A 17,594-nucleotide genomic window follows, 5' to 3' on the forward strand; every position below is an offset into this window, starting at 1 on the left:
GGGTGGTTCTGGGGTGCTGTCCCGGGGGACGTGACACTGGTGTGCTCTGGCGCACCAGTGTCACGTCCCCCAAGGACCTCGGTGAGTTGCCGGTCAGGGGATGATGCGCTCCTGCCAGACCTGCGGGTAGCCGGGCAGGTCCTCGCCACCGAACTTGGCGTAGTGACCGTCGGGCATCCCCTCATTCGCGGCCAGGTAGTCGGCGCGCTCGGCCTCGGTGATCGGAGTCTGCGGGAGCACCCACTCGGCCGGGATCTCCTCACCAGCGAAGATCTTCTCCAGCGCCAGCAGCGGGGTGCGCCACTGGAAGTTGGAGTAGACCGGGGCCAGACCGGTCAGACCGGTCTCCTCCCACTTGCGCAGGAAACTCATCTCGTCCTCACCGGTCATGACCGGGTAGTCCACGCCAGCGTCCTCGAACGCCTCGATGGCGGCGACGGCGCCGTCGCCGGCGTCCATCCAGACACCCTGCACGTCGCCCGTGGCCAGCTCGTCGCTGATGATCTTCTTGATCTCGGTCGGGTCGGCGCCGGTGAAGTAGTCGGTCGCCTCGATGCCGTTCTCACCGAAGATCTTCTCTGCCGCCGCCCAGCGGTGCTCCAGCACGTCGACGCCGGGCAGGATGCGCAGCGCGACGACCTTGTCGCCCTCCTGGAGGTTGTCCACCAGGAACTCGGCGGTGTCGATGCCCCACGCGTAGCCACCGATCGGGTGGATGAACGTCGTGGCGCAGTCGGTCTCGACACCGCGGTCGAAGACCACGACCGGCTTGCCGGTGTCACAGGCCCGCTCCACGGCCGGGGTCATCGCCGCGGTCGAGTTGGGTGAGATGACGAAGGCGTCGCACTGACCCTCGGCGATGAAGTAGTCGATGTCAGCGATCTGGGTGTTGTCGTCGTCCTGCGCGTCACGGGTCTCCATCTCGGAGATGACGCCGGAGTCCTGCAGCACCTTGAGCTGCTCGTTCATCGTGATCCAGCCGGTCTGCCGCCACGGGTTGCCGATGGAGGCGTTAGAGAAGCAGACCTTGTGGGGGCCCTCGGCGGCAAACTCCGAGGTGTCGGTCATCGGACCGTCGATGTATTGCAGGTAGGGCTGGTTGGCGTCGCCCTCGAAGGTGGCCGAACGCTGCTCGTACTGCGTGTCGTAGACGGCCTGGTCGAACCACTCGTCCGAGGACGCTTCCTCATCAGTCGGTTCGTCCTCGGTGGACTCACCGTCGTCGGGGGCGTCGTCTGCTGGCGCGTCGTCTGCGGACTCGGCGACCGAGGGGTCGTCGAGCGAGTCATCGGTGGAGCACGCCGCCAGCATGGCCAGCGCCGCCACGGCCGCCACGGGGGCGGTCAACATCTTTCTGCGCATCAGTTCTCTCCTGTGGTGGTGCCCGTCTCGGGCTGGGTGGGACCGGTGGAGTCCCCGGCGGGAGTGCCGGGAGTGTGGGGGGTGGATGGGTCACGGCGGCGGGGGCGCAGCCCGGCGCGCCAGGCCTTCCCGGCCGCAGCGACCGCGAGGATGATGATGACGCCCTGCACGGTGTCCCGCCAGGTCGAGGCGATGCCGGCGAAGTTGAGCAGGGTGAAGAGCAGCTCCAGCGCGAAGGCGCCCGCCGCGGCCGACAGGACCCAGCCGCGACCGCCGCCGAGGACGACGCCACCGAGGACGACCGCGGTGATCGCGGTGAACTCGTAGCCGCGCCCGACCGAGGGGTGCACTCCGGCATAGCCCACCAGGATGATGCCGGCGACGGTGGCGGCCAGCGAGGAGAGGATGAACGCGCGTGTCTTGACCCACCACACGGGGGCGCCGGCCAGGTGGGTGGCGTCCGGGTTGTCACCAGCGGCGACCAGGGTGCGCCCCCAGGGCCGGCGCATCAGCAGGGTCGCGGCGACCGCGAGGACGACGAAGATGATCGCGGGATAGGGGATGATCTCCAGGACCGGCACGTCGCGGATGCCGCCGCGCCCGATCTGGCGGAAGCTGTCGACCGGGTTGCCGGTGGCGGCGCCGCCGGTCCAGTACATGACCAGCCCGTAGATCGCGAGCATGGTGCCGAGGGTGACGATGAAGCTCGGGACCCGCAGCAGCGTGGTGACCAGGCCGTTGACCAGGCCGACCAGGGCGCCGAGGGCAAACATCAGGAGCACGACCGGCAGGATTCTGGACTCGTCCTGACCGATCAGGTTGCCCGAGACGATCACCTGCAGGGTCACGACCGAGCCCATGGACAGGTCGAACTCGCCGGAGACGATCACGAAGTACTGCCCCATGGCCGCGATCGCGATCGGTGCGGTGCGGCCGACGAAGCGGATGAGCGAGCCGGGCTCGCCGAAGTTGGGGTTCTGGATCACGATGGCGATCAGCAGCAGGCCGACCAGGATGAAGACGGCACCACCGGGGGTGCCGAGCGTGCGGGCGAGGCGCTGGAGCCAGCTGCCCTGCCGCTCTGCGAGCAGGACAGGCGCTTCGCCGGTCGGGGTGCCCAGGGTGCTGGTGCTCATCGTGCCTCCTGGAGGGCGGTGTCGGTCAGGGACTGCTTGCCGAACCGGGCGGGGCGCTGACCGGCGGTGCGGCGGGCATAGACGGCGACGGCGGCCACGATGACGATCCCGCGCACGACGTCCTTGAGGAACGGGTTGACCTCCATGACGCCCATCACGTTGTCCATGACCGCAAAGATGGCCACGCCGCCGAGCGTGCCCAGGATGTTGCCCTTGCCGCCGGCGAGGACCGTGCCGCCCAGGACGACGGCCGCGATCGACATCAGGTCGTAGCCGCCCTGGGAGCCGATCGTCGGGCTGCCGACGCTGAGCCGGGCGAGCAGCAGCAGCCCGGCCATGCCCGCCAGGACGGAGCACAGCACGTGGGCCATCACCACCGGACTGGCGGTGCGGATGCCGGACATCCGGGCCACCTCCCGGTTGCCGCCCACCGCATAGAGGTGGTGGCCGGCGCGGGTGCGGCGCAGCAGCAGGATGACCAGGGCCGCGCAGCCGAGCATGATCAGCGTCGAGACCGGCACCGGCCCGATGTTGGTGGCACCGATGAGCCGGAAGTCACGTGGGGCGGACCCGGCCGATCCCTTGTAGTTGGTGCCCAGGTAGCCCGCCAGGATCAGCCCCATGCCCAGGGTGGCGATGAATCCGTGCACGTCCAGCAGCGCCACGATCAGCCCGTTGGCCAGCCCGATCAGGGCCGATACTCCCAGGGCGACGGCGACGCCGAGGACGATGTTGCTGGTCTGCCCGGCCATCGTCGTGCCCGCGACCAGGCTGGTCAGGCTGGTGACATAGGGGACCGACAGGTCCAGGCTGCCGGCGAGGATCACCAACGTCTGGCCGATGGCGATAAAGCCCAGGATGGAGGTGCCGGTCAGGATCGCGGAGATGTTCCCGGGGCTGAAGAAGTTCCGTCCGGCCATCGCGGTGAGGATCGTGCCGGCGACCAGGGTCAGGGCCAGCACGATGAAGACGATGCCGGTCGAGGTGAGCGGCACGCTGCGACGACGGGTGGCGGGCGTGCTCATGCGTCCTCGCCCTCGTTCTCGGAGGTGGTGGTCTCGGAGGTGGAGGTGCGGCGGGTGGTGGTGTGGGGGGTGCCGGTGGCAAGCTGAAGGATCTCCTCCTCGGTGGACCCTGCGGGCAGCTCGCCGGCCAGGCGGCCCTCGTGCATCACCAGGATCCGGTCGGACATGCCGATCACCTCGGGCAGCTCGCTCGAGACCATCAGGATGGCTACGCCGTCGGCGGCCAGCTGGCGCATCAGCTCATAGATCGAGTGCTTGGCCCCGACGTCGATGCCGCGGGTCGGCTCGTCCATCAGCATGACCTGGGGGTTGGTGCTGAGCCACCGGGCCAGCACGACCTTCTGCTGGTTGCCGCCGGAGAGGAACTGGACCTCCTGGTCCAGGCCGCGGGCGGCGACGGACATCGAGGACAGGACCTGCGGCATACGACGTCTGGCGGTGCCGGTGCGCCCGGGGAAGACGGCCCGCACGACCCCGAGGGCGTTGTCCAGGATCGACTGGTTCAGGGACAGGCCCTTGGCCTTGCGGTCCTCGGTGACCAGGGCCAGTCCGCGGCGGATCGCCTGGCGGGGCGAGGAGACCTGCACCGTCCGGCCAGACAGCGTCATGGCGCCGCGGGTGAACGGCTGGGCGCCGAAGATGCCCTCGACCAGCTCGGTGCGGCCCGAGCCCTGCAGCCCGGCCAGCCCGACGATCTCGCCGCCGCGCAGGGTGAGGTCGATGCCGTCGACGTAGTCGTTGCCCGCCCCGGTGAGGGTGAGCACCTCGGCGCCGAGGGCGGTGCCTGGGACCGGGTTGGGGAAGAAGGCCGACATCTCACGGCCGACCATCATCCGCACCAGTGTGGCCTCGTCGAGCTCGTCGGCAGGGCGAGTGGCGACGTGGCGGCCGTCCTTGAGGACGGTGATCGTCTCGCAGAGGTCGAACAGCTCAGTGAGCCGGTGGGAGACATAGAGGACTGCGACGCCGCGCTCCTGCAGGCGGCGCACCATGCCATAGAGGAGTGCGACCTCGTGGTCGGCCAGGGCGGCGGTCGGCTCGTCCATCTGGATGATCCGAGCGTCATAGCTGACGGCCTTGGCGATCTCGACGATCTGCTGCTCGGCGACCGAGAGGGAGCCCACCATCGTCGTGGGGGAGAGGTTGGTGACACCCAGGCCGTCGAGCAGCTCTGCGGTGTCGCGCTGCATCTGGCCGGTGTCGACCAGCGCTCCGCGGCGCGGCTCGCGACCGAGATAGATGTTCTCGGCGACCGTGCGGTCCGGCAGCAGGTTGAACTCCTGGAAGACCGTGGACAGTCCGGCCTGCTGCGACTGCACGGGGTGGCCGAAGGTCTTGCGCTCACCCGAGATCTCAACGGTGCCGCCGTCGGGTTGATAGACGCCGGCCAGGATCTTCATCAGCGTCGACTTGCCGGCACCGTTCTCCCCCACGAGACCGTGGACCGTGCCCGGGTGCAGTTCGAGGTCGATGTCCTGCAGGACCGCGTGGCCGAAGAAGCGTTTGGTCAGCCCCGTGGCGCGCAGCAGCGGGACGGTCGGCCCCTCGGCGGGGCGACGGGACGAGACGACGTCGATGTCGGGCACGCCTGGACTATGTCACGGATCACACACTTCTGTCGAGTGCTAGTCAAAAGTTGCCAGTTGAGGGTTCTGAAGTGCCGTGGTTCACTTCGGTGGTGCGCACGAGCGATGTGTTCGACCTGCTCCGGGACGGCCGGCCGCGAACGCGTGCCCAGCTCGCGGAGTCGAGCGGTCTGGCCAGGTCCACGATCGCGGCCCGGGTCGACGTGCTGATGAAGCTCGGTCTGGTGGCGCCCTACGGCGATGGCCGCTCCACCGGGGGTCGGCCCCCCTCACTGTTTGCGTTGAACCCTGCCGCCCGGGTCGTGGTGGGCGTCGACGTCGGCGCCACGCACGCGGTGGCAGCGATGTGCGACCTCTCGGGGGCCGTGCTGAGCGAGCACCGCTCCGATCTTGATGTGGCCAGTGGGCCCGAGGAGGTGCTCGGGTGGGTCAGCGCAACGGTCGGGCAGCTGCTGGCTGAGACGGGTCGACCGGCGGCGGATCTGGCCGCGATCGGCATCGGGCTGCCCGGTCCTGTGGAGCACTCCACCGGCCGGCCCATGAACCCGCCGATCATGCCCGGCTGGGACCGGTTCGACGTGCCCGGGCGGGTCCAGCGGGACTATCCGGTGCCGGTCCTGATCGACAACGACGTCAACATCATGGCGCTGGGTGAGCAGCAGACCCACTTCACCGATGTCGACGACCTGGTCCTGATCAAGGTCGCAACCGGGATCGGAGCCGGCATCATCAGCGGGGGCTCGCTGCAGCGCGGGGCGCAGGGCACCGCGGGTGACCTCGGCCATGTGCGGGTGCTGCGTGGCGCGGGCGTGCTCTGCCGGTGCGGCAACGAGGGCTGTCTCGAGGCGGTGGCGGCCGGTCCGGCACTGGCCGCGAGACTGCGTGAGCAGGGCCGGGACGTGCAGACCACGCAGGACGTGGTTGACCTGGTGCGGGCGGGAGACCTGGCTGCGCTCCACGAGATCCGGCAGGCGGGGCGGGACATCGGTGAGGTGCTGGCCACGATGGTCAACCTGATCAACCCCTCCGTCGTAGTGATCGGTGGGCGGCTGGCAAACTCCGGCGAGCACCTGCTGGCGGGAATCCGTGAGGTCGTCTACCTGCGGTCCCTGCCGCTGGCCACGCAGTCGCTGCGGGTGGTCTCGTCCCGGGCCGGTGCAGAGGCCGGTGTGCTCGGCGCTGCCTCGATGGCGATCACCCACGTGCTGTCACCGGAGTCGATCGAGGCTGCCAGCGCTGCCGTCGGTTGAGCCGGGCGAGGGTTGGCCGGATCCTGGCGGGTTGGTCGGAACATGGGGTTGGTCGGATCTCGTCTGCGGTGCCTGTCGGCGTTTGTCCGGACCGGCCGCCGTCAGCCGGGCTCGCCGCGCGCCTTGCGCCGGGCGACGACCACCAGGTTGATGACGGCGACCACGGCCAGCACGGCGAGCGCCACCGTGATCCAGGTGTCGCCGTCGTTGACCAGCGACCACACCACCCCCACGACGCACACGAGCAGTCCGAACGTTGCCAGGACCAGGCGCAGCGTCAGGGCGCTGTGGGCTGGTGACGCCCCACCGATCCCAGCGGTCGGGTCGTGATAGTCCGGCCTGCCGCGGCCGCGTCGGTGCTCAGCCATGCCTCAGCGTCGCCCAGAAGGTGCCGCCCGGCAACCTCGGACGGCTGGGGAGTGCAGGTGCACGCTGGGGCCGGTGACACGCCGGGCGTGACCGGCTGGCGAGTGCAGGTGCACGCTGTGGCCGGTGACACGCCCGCCCCGACCCGCTGGAGAGTGCACGTGCACGCTGGGGCCGGCGCGTTAGGGCCGCAGCAGACGGAGCTCGTCCTGGACCGCGGTGGAGACCGCGCTGGTGCCACCCAGGATGACGACCGTCGCCGGGTCGAGGCGGTCTAGCTCGGTCCAGGTGACACCGGGGACCGAGCCCTGCTGCGTCAGCAGGACCGGGTTCTGCTCGTGGCCCGCCATGGCCGCCCCGGCCAGGGCATCGGGCCAGTCCAGACCGGTGGCCAGGAAGACATTGGTCGGCGGTGCGTAGTCGTGGCTGAGCTCGACGGCCGTCGCATAGCGGTCGGCGCCGGAGATGCGGGTCGTCGGGCCATAGGTGGCGAGCTCGTCCAGCACGGTCTGGGAGATGGTCGCGGCACCCCCGAGCGCATAGATGTGCTCGGGCGCCAGCCGGGCGAGCTGGCTGCGGGTCTCCGCGGGCAGCGACCCTGGCCGGGTGAGCAGCACCGGCCCGTCCAGCGCACCGGCCCGAGCGGCGCCTGCGAGGGCGTCGGGGAAGTTCTCTCCGGTAGCGACATAGACGACCGAGGCGCTCAAGAACTCTTCGGCGATCATGGCGGCAGTCGCATAGCGGTTCGACCCCGACAGCCTGGTGACCGTGGCGCCGGTCAGCGCCCCCACCTCGTCCAGCACCGCCTGCGAGATCGCCGCGGTGCCGCCGAACAGGAACACCTGGTCGGGGGCGAGTCGGGACAGCTCTGACTGGGTGGTGACGGGCAGGGAACCGAGCCGGGTGAGCAGCACGGGTGCTCCCTCGCTGCCCGCCAGCGCCGCACCGACCAGGGCGTCGGGATAGTCCTGCCCGGTGGCGAGGAAGACCGTGCCGGCCCCGGCCGGGTGTGCCGCCTGCGAGATGGCCGCTGCCGTGGCATACCTGTCGGCTCCCGCGAGGCGTATGACGTCGGGCCCGGAGCCGATCAGAGCCAGGGCATCGAGTCGCCCCTCGCCGAAGGCATTGTTGTTGCCGCTGGTGCCACCGCACTGGCTGTTGGCCGTGTCGACCGCCGTCCCGTCGAGGAGCGCTCGGGTGCCGGTCACGTCCCCGACCATGGCGGGGTCGGCCGACCAGAGCAGCGCGACTGCCCCCGCCACGTGCGGGGAGGCCATGGACGTGCCGCTGCCGGACACGTAGAGGTCGCCGGGGTAGGCCGAGCGCACCGAAGTGCCCGGCGCCGAGATGTCGGGCTTGATCGCCCCGTCCTGGCCGACGCCACGGCTCGAGGTGGTCGCGATGGTGTGGGACTGGGTGTAGTTGCCGACCGAGTAGTTGATGGTGCGGCTGCCGGGCGATGAGGAGGTGTTGCAGGAGGGACCGCTGTTGCCGTTGGCGAAGACGGCGAACTGGCCCGACGCCGCCCACGCGAGGGAGATGTCCTCCATAAACGGTGAGTTCGAGGGGTTGGTCGAGCCCCAGGAGTTGTTGATGATGTGGGGGCGCAGGTCGGGACGCGCGGCGGTGCCAGCCAGGTTGGTGGGCGCCAGGGTCCACTCGCCGGAGGCGATCAGCGCAGCATCGTTGGGGCAACAGCCGTTGGCGGCGACCCAGCGTGCGCCCGGTGCGACACCGATCTGGTTGCCCCCGCCGTCGTCGCCGACCATCGTGCCGGTGACGTGGGTGCCGTGACCGTCCGGGTCGTGGGGTGCGCTCGGGTCGCCGTGCCCCGCGTTGAACCAGTTGTAGTTGTGGTCCACCGAGGCACCCGTGCTGCCGCGATACTGGTTGACCAGAGCCGGGTGGTCCCACTGCACCCCGCTGTCGATGCTCGCGACCACGATGCCCTCGCCGGTGGTGCCGCTGGCCCACACGTCGTCGGCGTTGATGTCGGCGATGCCCCACTCGATGGCCTGCGGGGCCGGTGTCCCGACCGCGTCGAGACCGGCCTCGGGAGGAGCGACCGCGAAGGTGGGATAGAGCCGCTGGACGTCGGTGTCGGCAGCCAGGCTGGCCACGAGCTCGGCGTCACCGTCCGTGACACGGATCGCGTTGGTGACGTGGAAGGACTGATAGTCCGCGCCGCTGGCGTCCAGCTCAGCACGCACCTCGGCCTGACTGGACGCTGCCGTCGAGGTCAGCCGGTCATAGACCCACTGTCCGCGCGCCTCCCAGTCCTCGATCGCGGCGGCAGGGGAGAGGTCCGGGCGCTCGGGGAAGTAGACCCAGAAGTCGGCCGTGCCGTCCCGTTCGAGCTCGGCGGTGACTGCGGCGTCCACGCGCTCATCCGGCGCGAGACCGGCGGCGGTAGGTGGTGGGCCTGCTGCGCCGCCCTGGGCGGAGAGTGCGCCACCGAGGACGAGCGAGGCGCCGGCCAGTCCGGCGAGCAGGCGGCGGACAGATCCGGATCGATGGGACATGGTGACCTCCGCGGCCGAGAGCCTGCGCAGCCCTGGTCGGGTCGCTGACCCCAGGCTAGGCCTGTGGAATCCTGTGGGATAGGGCCTGCAGAGGTATTTTTTCGCGGTGCCCCGTCGCGGCGGTCCGGCGCGGTGCTCCGGGCTGTGGGCATGTCGTGGGTGCGTCAGTCGCGGACGGCGGCCTCGATCTCCCAGTCCGGCCGCAGCTCGACACCCGACTCGCCGGCCTCGGAGGTCCGCACGCCCAGCACCTGGTGCAGCTGGATCACGTTCTTCTCGAAGTTCATCCGCGAGCCGGCCAGATAGAGCCCCCACACCCGCGCCGTCCCGATGCCCGCCTGCGCCACGCAGGCGTCCCAGTGGGCCGACAGGTTCGTCGACCAGGCGGCGGTGGTGCGGGCGTAGTGCTCGCGCAGGTTCTCCTGGTGGACCACCTCGAAGCCGGTGTTCTCCATCACGCGCACGATCTCGCCGGAGCCGGCCAGCTCCCCGTCCGGGAAGGTGTAGCGGTTGGTGAACTGGTCCTTGGGCATGCCGTTCTTGAGGTTGTGCGGCCAGGTGATGCAGTGGTTGAGCAGGCGGCCGCCATCCCGCAGCCGCTCGAGCAGGAAGCGGAAGTATGCCGGGTAGTGGCGCACCCCGATGTGCTCGGTCAGCCCGATGCTTGAGATCGCGTCGAAGCCACGCTCGGTCACGTCGCGATAGTCGCTGTGGCGGATCTCAGCGCGGTCGCTGAGCCCCTCGCGCTCGAGGACCTCCCGACCCCACGTCGCCTGGTTGGTCGACAGGGTGACGCCGAGCGCGGTCACGCCGTAGTGCTTCACGGCGTGCCGCACCATGCCGCCCCACCCGCACCCGACATCCAGCAGACGCATGCCGGGGGACAGCCCGAGCTTGCGGCATACGAGATCGAACTTGTAGGACTGCGCCTCCTCCAGGGAGGCGTCGTCGTCGGGGAAGATCGCGCAGGTGTAGGCCATCGTGGGCCCGAGCACCAGCTCGTAGAACGGGTTGGACACGTCATAGTGGTGCGCGATCGCCGCGGCGTCACGCGCCCGACCGTGCCGCAGCCCGTAGGCCAGGCGCCGCCACATCGCCGGCGACTCCTGCGGAGGCAGCTCCGGCACGTGCAACCCGGTCTCCCGCACGAACCGCGCCAGGTCGGGCAGCTCACGCAGCGAGGGACGCCGCGGCGACAGTCCGCCGTGGAAGGTCTGCAGCTCGGGATAGGGGTTGCCCTCGTCCATCCCCTCGATGACGAGCTGCTCGGACAGGTAGGCCCGGACCAGCCCGATCGAGCCAGGCGCCGTGAGCAGGTAGTTGAGCGCCTCCGGACTGCGCAGCTGCACCACCTGACCACCAGGGTCACCGCCGGTAGACCCGTCATACGCCTCGATCCGCAGCCCGGTGCCGGGCCCCAGATAGCGGTCGAAGGCCGCACCGACCGTCATGCTCATCGTGCTCGGACCGCCTTGTCATAGAGGGTGGGGAACCGGCCGTCGGGGTCATAACGCGCCTTGACCTGCGCATAGTGCTCGCCGTCATAGAGCGCGGCGAAGGTGGCCTCGTCATAGAAGGCCTCGGAGTAGAGCCCCTTGTGACCGCCGAGCTCGGTGACCTTGGCCTCGATGGCCCGGTTGACGTCACCGTGCTCGGCGCCGTCCTGGATCGGCACGGCCGACCAGAAGCCGACATTGACGTATGCCGTGCCTGGTCTCATCGGGTAGAGCGGCCACGGCGTGGGCTGGGTGGGCGCCGACGGCCGCAGCTGCACGGGGCACAGCCAGAGCGGCTCGATCGGGACGTGCGTCAGGAACCAGTCGAGGAACGGGGCGGTGTGCTCGAGCGGGATCTCGACGTCCTGGACCACGCGCTCCTGAGCGGGGCGGCCGCGCCTGCGGTCAACGGCAGCGACGACGCCGCGCCGGGCCTCGAAGTCCTGGAGCTTCCAATAGAAGTCGCTGCGCAACAGGCGTCGTGGCCAGAGCCGGCGGATGGCCGGCACCTGCGCCCCGAAGGCACGTGAGCACCAGAACCAGTCGGTGTCCCAGCGCCACAGATAGTCAGAGGTCGTCAGCACGTCGCGGCGCCGGTGCTGGATCGAGCGGTAGTAGATCTGCTGCCCGGTGTAGTCACTGGGCCGCGGCTGCCCTTCGACCGTGTCGGCCCAGCGTCCGAGCGTGAGGTAGGCCTCGGTCCGGCTGAACACCACGCCGTCGAGGAAGTCGACCTCCTCGCCGTCCCAGTCACGGGTGGCCATGATGTGGGCGATCGCCTCGGCCGTGCGGGACAGCCGGGAGAAACGGAGGTGCCGCAGCGCGACATACGGCCTGGTGCGCTCGGTCTCGATGGTCAGCGTCAGCGCATAGCCCAGCGACCCATAGCTGTTGGGGAAGGCGTGGAAGAGGTCGGCCTGCTCGTTGTCCCGGGTCGCGGTGACCACCTCGCCTGTGCCAGTGAGGATCTGCATCGCGGTGACCGACTCGTGCGGCAGCCCGTTGCGGAAGCTGGTCGACTCGATCCCCAGTCCGGTGACAGCCCCGCCCAGGGTGATCGTCTTGAGCTGGGGGACCACGAGCGGCATCTGTCCGAGGGGGAGGAGCTCGTCGACCAGTTGTTCGTATGTCGTGAGCCCACCGACCGTGGCCGTGGCGGGTCGGTCGTCGGTCGCCGCAGTGGTCTCCTGGACGCCGGCGAAGGCGGACAGGTCCAGGCCCGGCTGGTCGTGGCGCTCCCGCGGGCGGAACAGGTTGGAGGTCTTCTTGGCCAGCCGCACCCGGTCCATCGAGCGCACCTGTGCTGCCGCAGCCGCGCTCGCTCGGGCCAGGTCGGGCGAGGTCATGACCGCCATCTTGGCAGCATCATCTGACACGTGCCCGGAGTGTCTGGCAGCCCGGCTCAGCCGAGCTCGAACGTGGTGACGCCATAGATCCGGTGGACCGGCTCGGACGGGGCGCTCCCGGCATACATCCGGGCGGTCTCGAAGACCGGCGTCAGCCCGTGCCGCTCGGCCAGCCGGGTGGCGGCCGCGTTGGGCTCAGGCACGTCCAGGAAGATCGGCTGGTTGCCTGCCCACGACGACAGCCCTCTGAAGATGGCCTCCGCCGTGGTCTCGTCGTCGGCGAACAACGGGCCGACCTTCACCCCGCTCAGACAGGGCCGGGCCACGCCGTACCCGCTGAGCTCGCCATCAGCGACAGCGGCCACACCGTACGCGCCCGGCATCGTGAGCCAGGCGCGGAGGAACCGCTGCCTGCGGACCGGGAACACCCCCGCGTCGAAGTCGACCACCTGGCTGCGGTTGACGGCGCCCAGCGGCAGCAACCCGTCCGGGGCGTCCGCGCCCCCGACGCCGCCGAACCTGACGTTGCGTCGCGCCAGGACGAAGCCCGAGCGCCGGTAGTCCGCCTGGTGCTCGACGACGCCGTCCAGGCCGATGGTGCGGGTCCCGGCGCGCTCGACGGCCGCCTGCCACACAGCGAGCCCGTGGCCCCTCCCACGCCATTCCGGTCGGACCAGGTAGAGACCGAGGAAGGCGAAGCGGGGACCGTACTGGACCAATGACACCGCCGAGACCGGCTCCTCCCCCACGGAACCGATGAGGAACCCGCCCGGGTCTGCGGCGTGGAAGACCGCCGCGTCCGACAGCCCGGGGTTCCACCCCTCCGCGGCTGCCCATTCCACGATCGTTCCGACCTGCTCCACCTCGGCCGTCGTGATCGTCAGCGATCTGTCCACGGACACAGCGTAGAGGGCACGAGGGCCTGGAGTCCGGCCATGAGCACGACGGAGACCACCGCAACGCCCACGAAAGACAGCAACCGATGCTCGTCCCCGTCAAAGATTGTGACCGCGCGGGCGCGAACCTGACGGGATACGGTGGCCGCATTGCCGAGCGGCACCCGGAGGTGGGCGTGAAAATCACCAGGATCGAGGCGATCCCGTTCGCGATCCCCTACGCCAAGACGCTGAAGTTTGCCAGTGGTGAGGTGCACACCGCCGACCACGTCCTGATCCGGGTGCACACCGAGGACGGGCTGGTCGGCACCGCCGAGGCGCCGCCGCGGCCCTACACCTATGGCGAGACGCAGCAGTCCATCGTCACCGTGATCGACACCGTCTTTGCGCCCCAGGTCATCGGCCACACGGTGCTGGAGCGGGAGCAGATCCAGGCGATCCTGCGCCGCACGATCGGCAACCCCACCGCCAAGGCGGCCCTGGACATGGCAATCTGGGACGTCATCGGCCAGGCGCTCGACGTCTCGGTCAGCCAGCTGCTCGGCGGCTGGACCGACCGGATGCGGGTCAGCCACATGCTCGGGTTCGACACCCCGGCGCAGATGGTGACCGAGGCCCAGGCCATCCACGAGCGTTATGGCATCGCCACCTTCAAGGTCAAGGTCGGGCGTCGCCCCGTGACCCTCGACGTCGATGTCGTCGCGGCCCTGCGCGAGCACTTCGGCGAGACCGTCGAGCTCTACATCGACGGCAACCGCGGCTGGACCCCCTCGGAGTCCGCCGACGCCCTGCGTCGCATGGCCGACCTCGGACTGACTCTCGCCGAGGAGCTCTGCCCGGCTGACGACATACTCGGTCGTCGGTGGTTGGTCCGTCAGTGTCCGGTGCCGTTCGTCGCGGACGAGAGCGCCACCAACCCCGGTGAGGTGACCCGGGAGCTGCTGGATGGCAACGCCAACGCTCTCAGCATCAAGACCGCACGCACGGGTTTCACTGTCTCCCAGCGGATCCTGGGTCAGGCAGAGGGTCTTGGGGTCGAGGTCGTGATGGGCAACCAGATCGACGGCCAGGTCGGCACGCTCTGCTCGGTCGCCTTCGGTGCGGCACACCAGAGCACGTCTCGGCGCGCGGGGGAGCTGTCCAACTTCCTGGACATGACGGACGACCTGCTGGCCGAACCACTGCAGATCACTGACGGCACCCTGAGCGTGCGGCCCGGCCCCGGCCTGGGCCTGGGGCTGCAGATCGACGAGGACAAACTCACCCACTATCGCCAGGACACCTGAGCACCCCAGCACGTCATCCAGCCGTCAACGAGACAAAGGAGTCACCATGACCGACCAGAACACCACGGACGAGAGCCAGGCCCGCGCCGCCGACTCAGGCGCGGGTGCCACTGCTGCCTTCCAGAGCAAGACGGGCCAGGGCGCGGGGTTGGAGGACGTCACACCGGAGCGGGTCAGCACCCTGGCGACCGAGGTGCTGGCCGCGGTCCACGACACGATCCGCAGGCACAAGGTGACCTATGCGGAGTATGACGCGCTCAAGGCGTGGCTGATCTCCGTCGGGGAGGACGGCGAGTGGCCGCTCTTCCTCGACGTCTGGGTTGAGCACGTCGTCGAGGAGGTCGCCAACGAGGGCCGCGAGTGCACCAAGGGCAGCATCGAGGGTCCCTACTACGTGCCGGACGCACCGGCTCTGCCCGCCGACGCGAAGCTGCCGATGCGCGAGGACGAGTCCGGCACCCCGCTGCTCTTCCAGGGTCAGGTGACTCGTGTCGGTGGCGATGTGGTCGCCGGCGCGAAGGTCGAGATCTGGCAGGCCGACGCCCTGGGCTTCTACTCCCAGTACGCCCCCGGCATCCCCGAGTGGAACCTGCGTGGCACGGTCATCGCCGACGACGAGGGTCGCTACCGGATCCACACCCTGCAGCCAGCGCCCTACCAGATCCCCACCGACGGCTCCTGCGGCAAGCTGATCGCCGCGGCCGGGTGGCACGCGTGGCGCCCGGCCCACCTGCACCTAAAGGTGTCCGCACCGGACCACCGGCTGATCACCACCCAGCTCTACTTCCCCGGCGACCCGCACAACGAGGACGACATCGCCTCGGCCGTCAAGCCCGAGCTGATGCTCGACATCGAGCCCGCGGAGTCCGGCGAGGGCGAGCAGACCACCTACAACTTCGTGCTCGACCCGGCCTGACCGGGCCGAATCCGGATCGACTGAACAGGAGGCGGCCAGGTGCTCTACGCCGTGAAGATGGACGTTGCAATCCCGCGCGACCTGGACCCCGAGGTGCGTGCCGACACCGTGGCGCGGGAGAAGGCCTACAGCCACGAGCTCCAGCGCGGCGGTGAGTGGGCGCACATCTGGCGGATCGCCGGGCAGTACTCCAACATCAGCATCTTCGACGTCACCGACAACGAGCGGCTCCACGAGATCCTGTGGAACCTGCCGCTCTTTCCGTTCATGACGATGGAGATCACCCCGCTGGCCCAGCACCCGTCCGACATCGCGGTGCAGACATGAGCGCGGACACGGGCCAGGCCGCCGGGACCGACGTCGTCATCTGCTCACCGCTGCGCACCCCGGTTGGTGGTTTCCTCGGCGTGCTGTCGTCGCTGACGGCCGACCAGCTGGGCACCCAGCTCCTCTCGACCCTCGTGGAGCGCACGGGCCTGGGGGAGGGCGACGTCGACGACGTGATCATCGGCAACGCCAACCCCAACGGAGAGTTCCCGGCGCTCGGGCGGGTGATGGCCCTCGACGCTGGTCTCGGCACCGGTGTGCCGGGTCTGCAGGTCGACCGGCGGTGCGGGTCGGGTCTGCAGGCGGTGCTGTATGCCGCCATGCAGGTCAGCAGTGGGGGCTCGGCTCTGGTGGTGGCTGGCGGGGTCGAGTCGATGAGTCAGGTGGAGCACTACGGGTTGTTGCGCCTGGGCGTGCGCGGCGATGTCGAGCTGCAGGACCGGCTGGCTCGGGCGCGGGTGACCGCCGGTGGTCGCTCGCACCCGGTCCCGGGCGGGATGATCGAGACGGCGGAGAACCTGCGCCGGGAGTTCTCGATCAGTCGGGAGGACCAGGACGCCCTGGCGCTGCGCTCCCAGCAGGCGTATGCCGCGGGACTGGCTGCCGGGAACTTCGCCGACGAACTGGTCCCGGTTGAGGTGACGTCGCGCAAGGGCACGGTCGTCGTGGACGCCGATGAGCACCCGCGCCCGGACACGACGATGGAGGTGCTGGCCGGGCTGCGTCCGATCATGGGGCGCAGTGACCCGGACGCGACGGTCACTGCAGGCAATGCCTCCGGACAGAACGATGCTGCGGCGCTGTGCGTGGTGACGACCCGTGCCGAGGCGGAGCGGCGCGGGCTCGAGCCGCTGCTAGCACTGCGTTCGTGGGCGGTGGCGGGGTGTGGCCCGGAGGTGATGGGCATCGGTCCGGTGCCGGCGAGCGCGGAGGCGTTGTCGCGGGCGGGGTTGTCAATGGCGCAGATGGACCTGATCGAGCTCAACGAGGCGTTCGCCGCGCAGGCGCTGGCGGTGACCCGGCAGTGGCAGCTGTCCGAGGCTGACTGGGAGCGGGTCAACGTCAACGGCTCGGGCATCTCGATGGGCCACCCCGTGGGGGCCACCGGCGCCCGGATCCTGGCGACGATGGCCTATGAGATGCGCCGGCGCAGCTCCCGCTTTGGGCTCGAGACGATGTGCATTGGCGGCGGTCAGGGCCTGGCCGCGGTCTTCGAGGCAGCGTGAGCGTGGCAGCCGGTGGTCCCGGGTCGGCTCCGTCGGGCCGGGTGGTCGAGGTGCACCACGAGGAGATGCGCCGTCCCTCTGTCGGGGACGACGCCCCGGTCGTGGTGCTGTCCAACTCGCTCGGCTCCAACCTGTCGATGTGGGACCAGCAGGTGGCCGCGCTGGCCGAGCACTTCCGTGTGGTGCGTTATGACACCCGGGGGCACGGGCGCTCACCGGTGCCGGACGGCCCCTACTCGATCGACGACCTGGTCGACGACGTCGTCGCGCTGTTGGACCGGCTCGGCGTGCAGCGGGCCCACTTCGTCGGGCTGTCGCTCGGAGGGATGACCGGCACGCGGCTGGCCGCCCGCGAGCCGGACCGGGTCGACCGGTTGGCGCTGCTGTGCACGGGCGCTGCCATGCCACCGGCCGCCAACTGGACCACGCGCGCCGCCACGGTGCGGGCGCAGGGCACCGGGGCGGTGGCTGAGGCGGTCGTCGCCCGGTGGTTCACCGACGCCTTCCGCGACGCCCAGCCCGAGCAGATCGCTCACTTCGAGCAGATGGTCGCCGCCACCCCGGCCGAGGGGTATGCCGGGTGCTGCGAGGTCATCGCCGAGATGGATCTGAGCGCCGACCTCGCCTCCGTGCGGGCGGCCACGCTCGTGCTGTGCGGCCAGGACGACCCGGCCGCCCCGCCGGCGATGATGCAGCTGATCGCGGACGCCATCGACGGGTCGCAGTTCCTCGTGGTCCCACAGTCCGCGCACCTGGCCAACGTCGAGCAGCCGCAGGCCGTGACGGCTGCGCTGCTCAGCCACCTCTCCGGTGCTTGACCGGCATACTCACTCCCACACCCACCCACGACACTC

At 70.0% G+C, this 17,594-nt stretch carries 15 protein-coding genes; 6 read left to right on the forward strand and 9 right to left on the reverse strand.

What is annotated here, in order from left to right; genetic code table 11:
- Window positions 1–93: 93 nt before the first annotated feature.
- Genes NF557_RS05620 through NF557_RS05635 form a run of 4 tightly spaced genes read right to left on the reverse strand, consistent with a single transcriptional unit; the run spans window position 94 to window position 5,109 of the window.
- Window positions 94–1,362, reverse strand: a complete 1,269-nt coding sequence (locus tag NF557_RS05620) for a substrate-binding domain-containing protein (protein ID WP_252622481.1) — start codon at window positions 1,360–1,362, stop codon at window positions 94–96.
- On the reverse strand, window positions 1,362–2,498 hold the full coding sequence (locus tag NF557_RS05625; RefSeq protein ID WP_252622483.1) for an ABC transporter permease: 1,137 nt from the start codon (window positions 2,496–2,498) through the stop codon (window positions 1,362–1,364). The genes NF557_RS05620 and NF557_RS05625 overlap by 1 nt, the downstream gene beginning before the upstream one ends.
- A complete protein-coding gene (locus tag NF557_RS05630) occupies window positions 2,495–3,523 on the reverse strand; it encodes an ABC transporter permease (RefSeq protein ID WP_252622485.1) in 1,029 nt (342 codons plus the stop codon). Before NF557_RS05630 ends, NF557_RS05625 begins: the two co-directional genes overlap by 4 nt.
- Window positions 3,520–5,109: a sugar ABC transporter ATP-binding protein gene (locus NF557_RS05635; RefSeq protein WP_252622487.1), complete on the reverse strand. Its 1,590-nt coding sequence runs from the start codon at window positions 5,107–5,109 to the stop codon at window positions 3,520–3,522. Before NF557_RS05635 ends, NF557_RS05630 begins: the two co-directional genes overlap by 4 nt.
- Window positions 5,110–5,180: 71 nt before the next feature.
- On the opposite strand from NF557_RS05635, the gene NF557_RS05640 reads away from it, so the two are divergent.
- Complete coding sequence (locus NF557_RS05640) at window positions 5,181–6,359, forward strand: ROK family transcriptional regulator (RefSeq protein ID WP_252622489.1); 1,179 nt, start codon at window positions 5,181–5,183, stop codon at window positions 6,357–6,359.
- Between the two features lie 101 nt (window positions 6,360–6,460).
- Here NF557_RS05640 and NF557_RS05645 read toward each other — a convergent pair whose 3' ends face one another.
- From NF557_RS05645 to NF557_RS05665, 5 genes are all read right to left on the reverse strand, one after another.
- Window positions 6,461–6,727 (reverse strand): DUF6343 family protein, encoded by a 267-nt coding sequence (locus NF557_RS05645; protein ID WP_252622491.1) that lies wholly within the window; start codon window positions 6,725–6,727, stop codon window positions 6,461–6,463.
- Window positions 6,728–6,907: 180 nt separating this feature from the next.
- A complete protein-coding gene (locus NF557_RS05650) occupies window positions 6,908–9,247 on the reverse strand; it encodes a cell wall-binding repeat-containing protein (RefSeq protein ID WP_252622493.1) in 2,340 nt (779 codons plus the stop codon).
- A 164-nt stretch (window positions 9,248–9,411) separates the two neighbouring features.
- On the reverse strand, window positions 9,412–10,704 hold the full coding sequence (locus NF557_RS05655) for a class I SAM-dependent methyltransferase (RefSeq protein WP_252622495.1): 1,293 nt from the start codon (window positions 10,702–10,704) through the stop codon (window positions 9,412–9,414).
- A complete protein-coding gene (locus NF557_RS05660) occupies window positions 10,701–12,089 on the reverse strand; it encodes an FAD-binding oxidoreductase (protein ID WP_252622497.1) in 1,389 nt (462 codons plus the stop codon). Before NF557_RS05660 ends, NF557_RS05655 begins: the two co-directional genes overlap by 4 nt.
- 56 nt (window positions 12,090–12,145) lie before the next feature.
- Window positions 12,146–12,985: a GNAT family N-acetyltransferase gene (locus NF557_RS05665; RefSeq protein ID WP_252622498.1), complete on the reverse strand. Its 840-nt coding sequence runs from the start codon at window positions 12,983–12,985 to the stop codon at window positions 12,146–12,148.
- 176 nt (window positions 12,986–13,161) lie between these two features.
- On the opposite strand from NF557_RS05665, the gene NF557_RS05670 reads away from it, so the two are divergent.
- The 5 genes from NF557_RS05670 to pcaD are packed head-to-tail and all read left to right on the forward strand — an operon-like array spanning window position 13,162 to window position 17,558.
- On the forward strand, window positions 13,162–14,271 hold the full coding sequence (locus tag NF557_RS05670) for a mandelate racemase/muconate lactonizing enzyme family protein (protein ID WP_252622501.1): 1,110 nt from the start codon (window positions 13,162–13,164) through the stop codon (window positions 14,269–14,271).
- A gap of 46 nt (window positions 14,272–14,317) precedes the next feature.
- Complete coding sequence (gene catA / locus NF557_RS05675; protein WP_252622503.1) at window positions 14,318–15,187, forward strand: catechol 1,2-dioxygenase; 870 nt, start codon at window positions 14,318–14,320, stop codon at window positions 15,185–15,187.
- Between the two features lie 39 nt (window positions 15,188–15,226).
- Window positions 15,227–15,514: a muconolactone Delta-isomerase gene (gene catC / locus NF557_RS05680; protein ID WP_252622505.1), complete on the forward strand. Its 288-nt coding sequence runs from the start codon at window positions 15,227–15,229 to the stop codon at window positions 15,512–15,514.
- Window positions 15,511–16,740: an acetyl-CoA C-acetyltransferase gene (locus NF557_RS05685; RefSeq protein ID WP_252622506.1), complete on the forward strand. Its 1,230-nt coding sequence runs from the start codon at window positions 15,511–15,513 to the stop codon at window positions 16,738–16,740. Before catC ends, NF557_RS05685 begins: the two co-directional genes overlap by 4 nt.
- Entirely contained in the window at window positions 16,737–17,558 is an 822-nt protein-coding gene (gene pcaD, locus NF557_RS05690) for a 3-oxoadipate enol-lactonase (RefSeq protein ID WP_252622508.1), read from the forward strand. Before NF557_RS05685 ends, pcaD begins: the two co-directional genes overlap by 4 nt.
- Window positions 17,559–17,594 lie beyond the last annotated feature (36 nt).

It is taken from the genome of Ornithinimicrobium cryptoxanthini (assembly GCF_023923205.1).
In the GTDB taxonomy this organism is placed as follows: Bacteria; Actinomycetota; Actinomycetes; order Actinomycetales; family Dermatophilaceae; genus Ornithinicoccus; species Ornithinicoccus cryptoxanthini.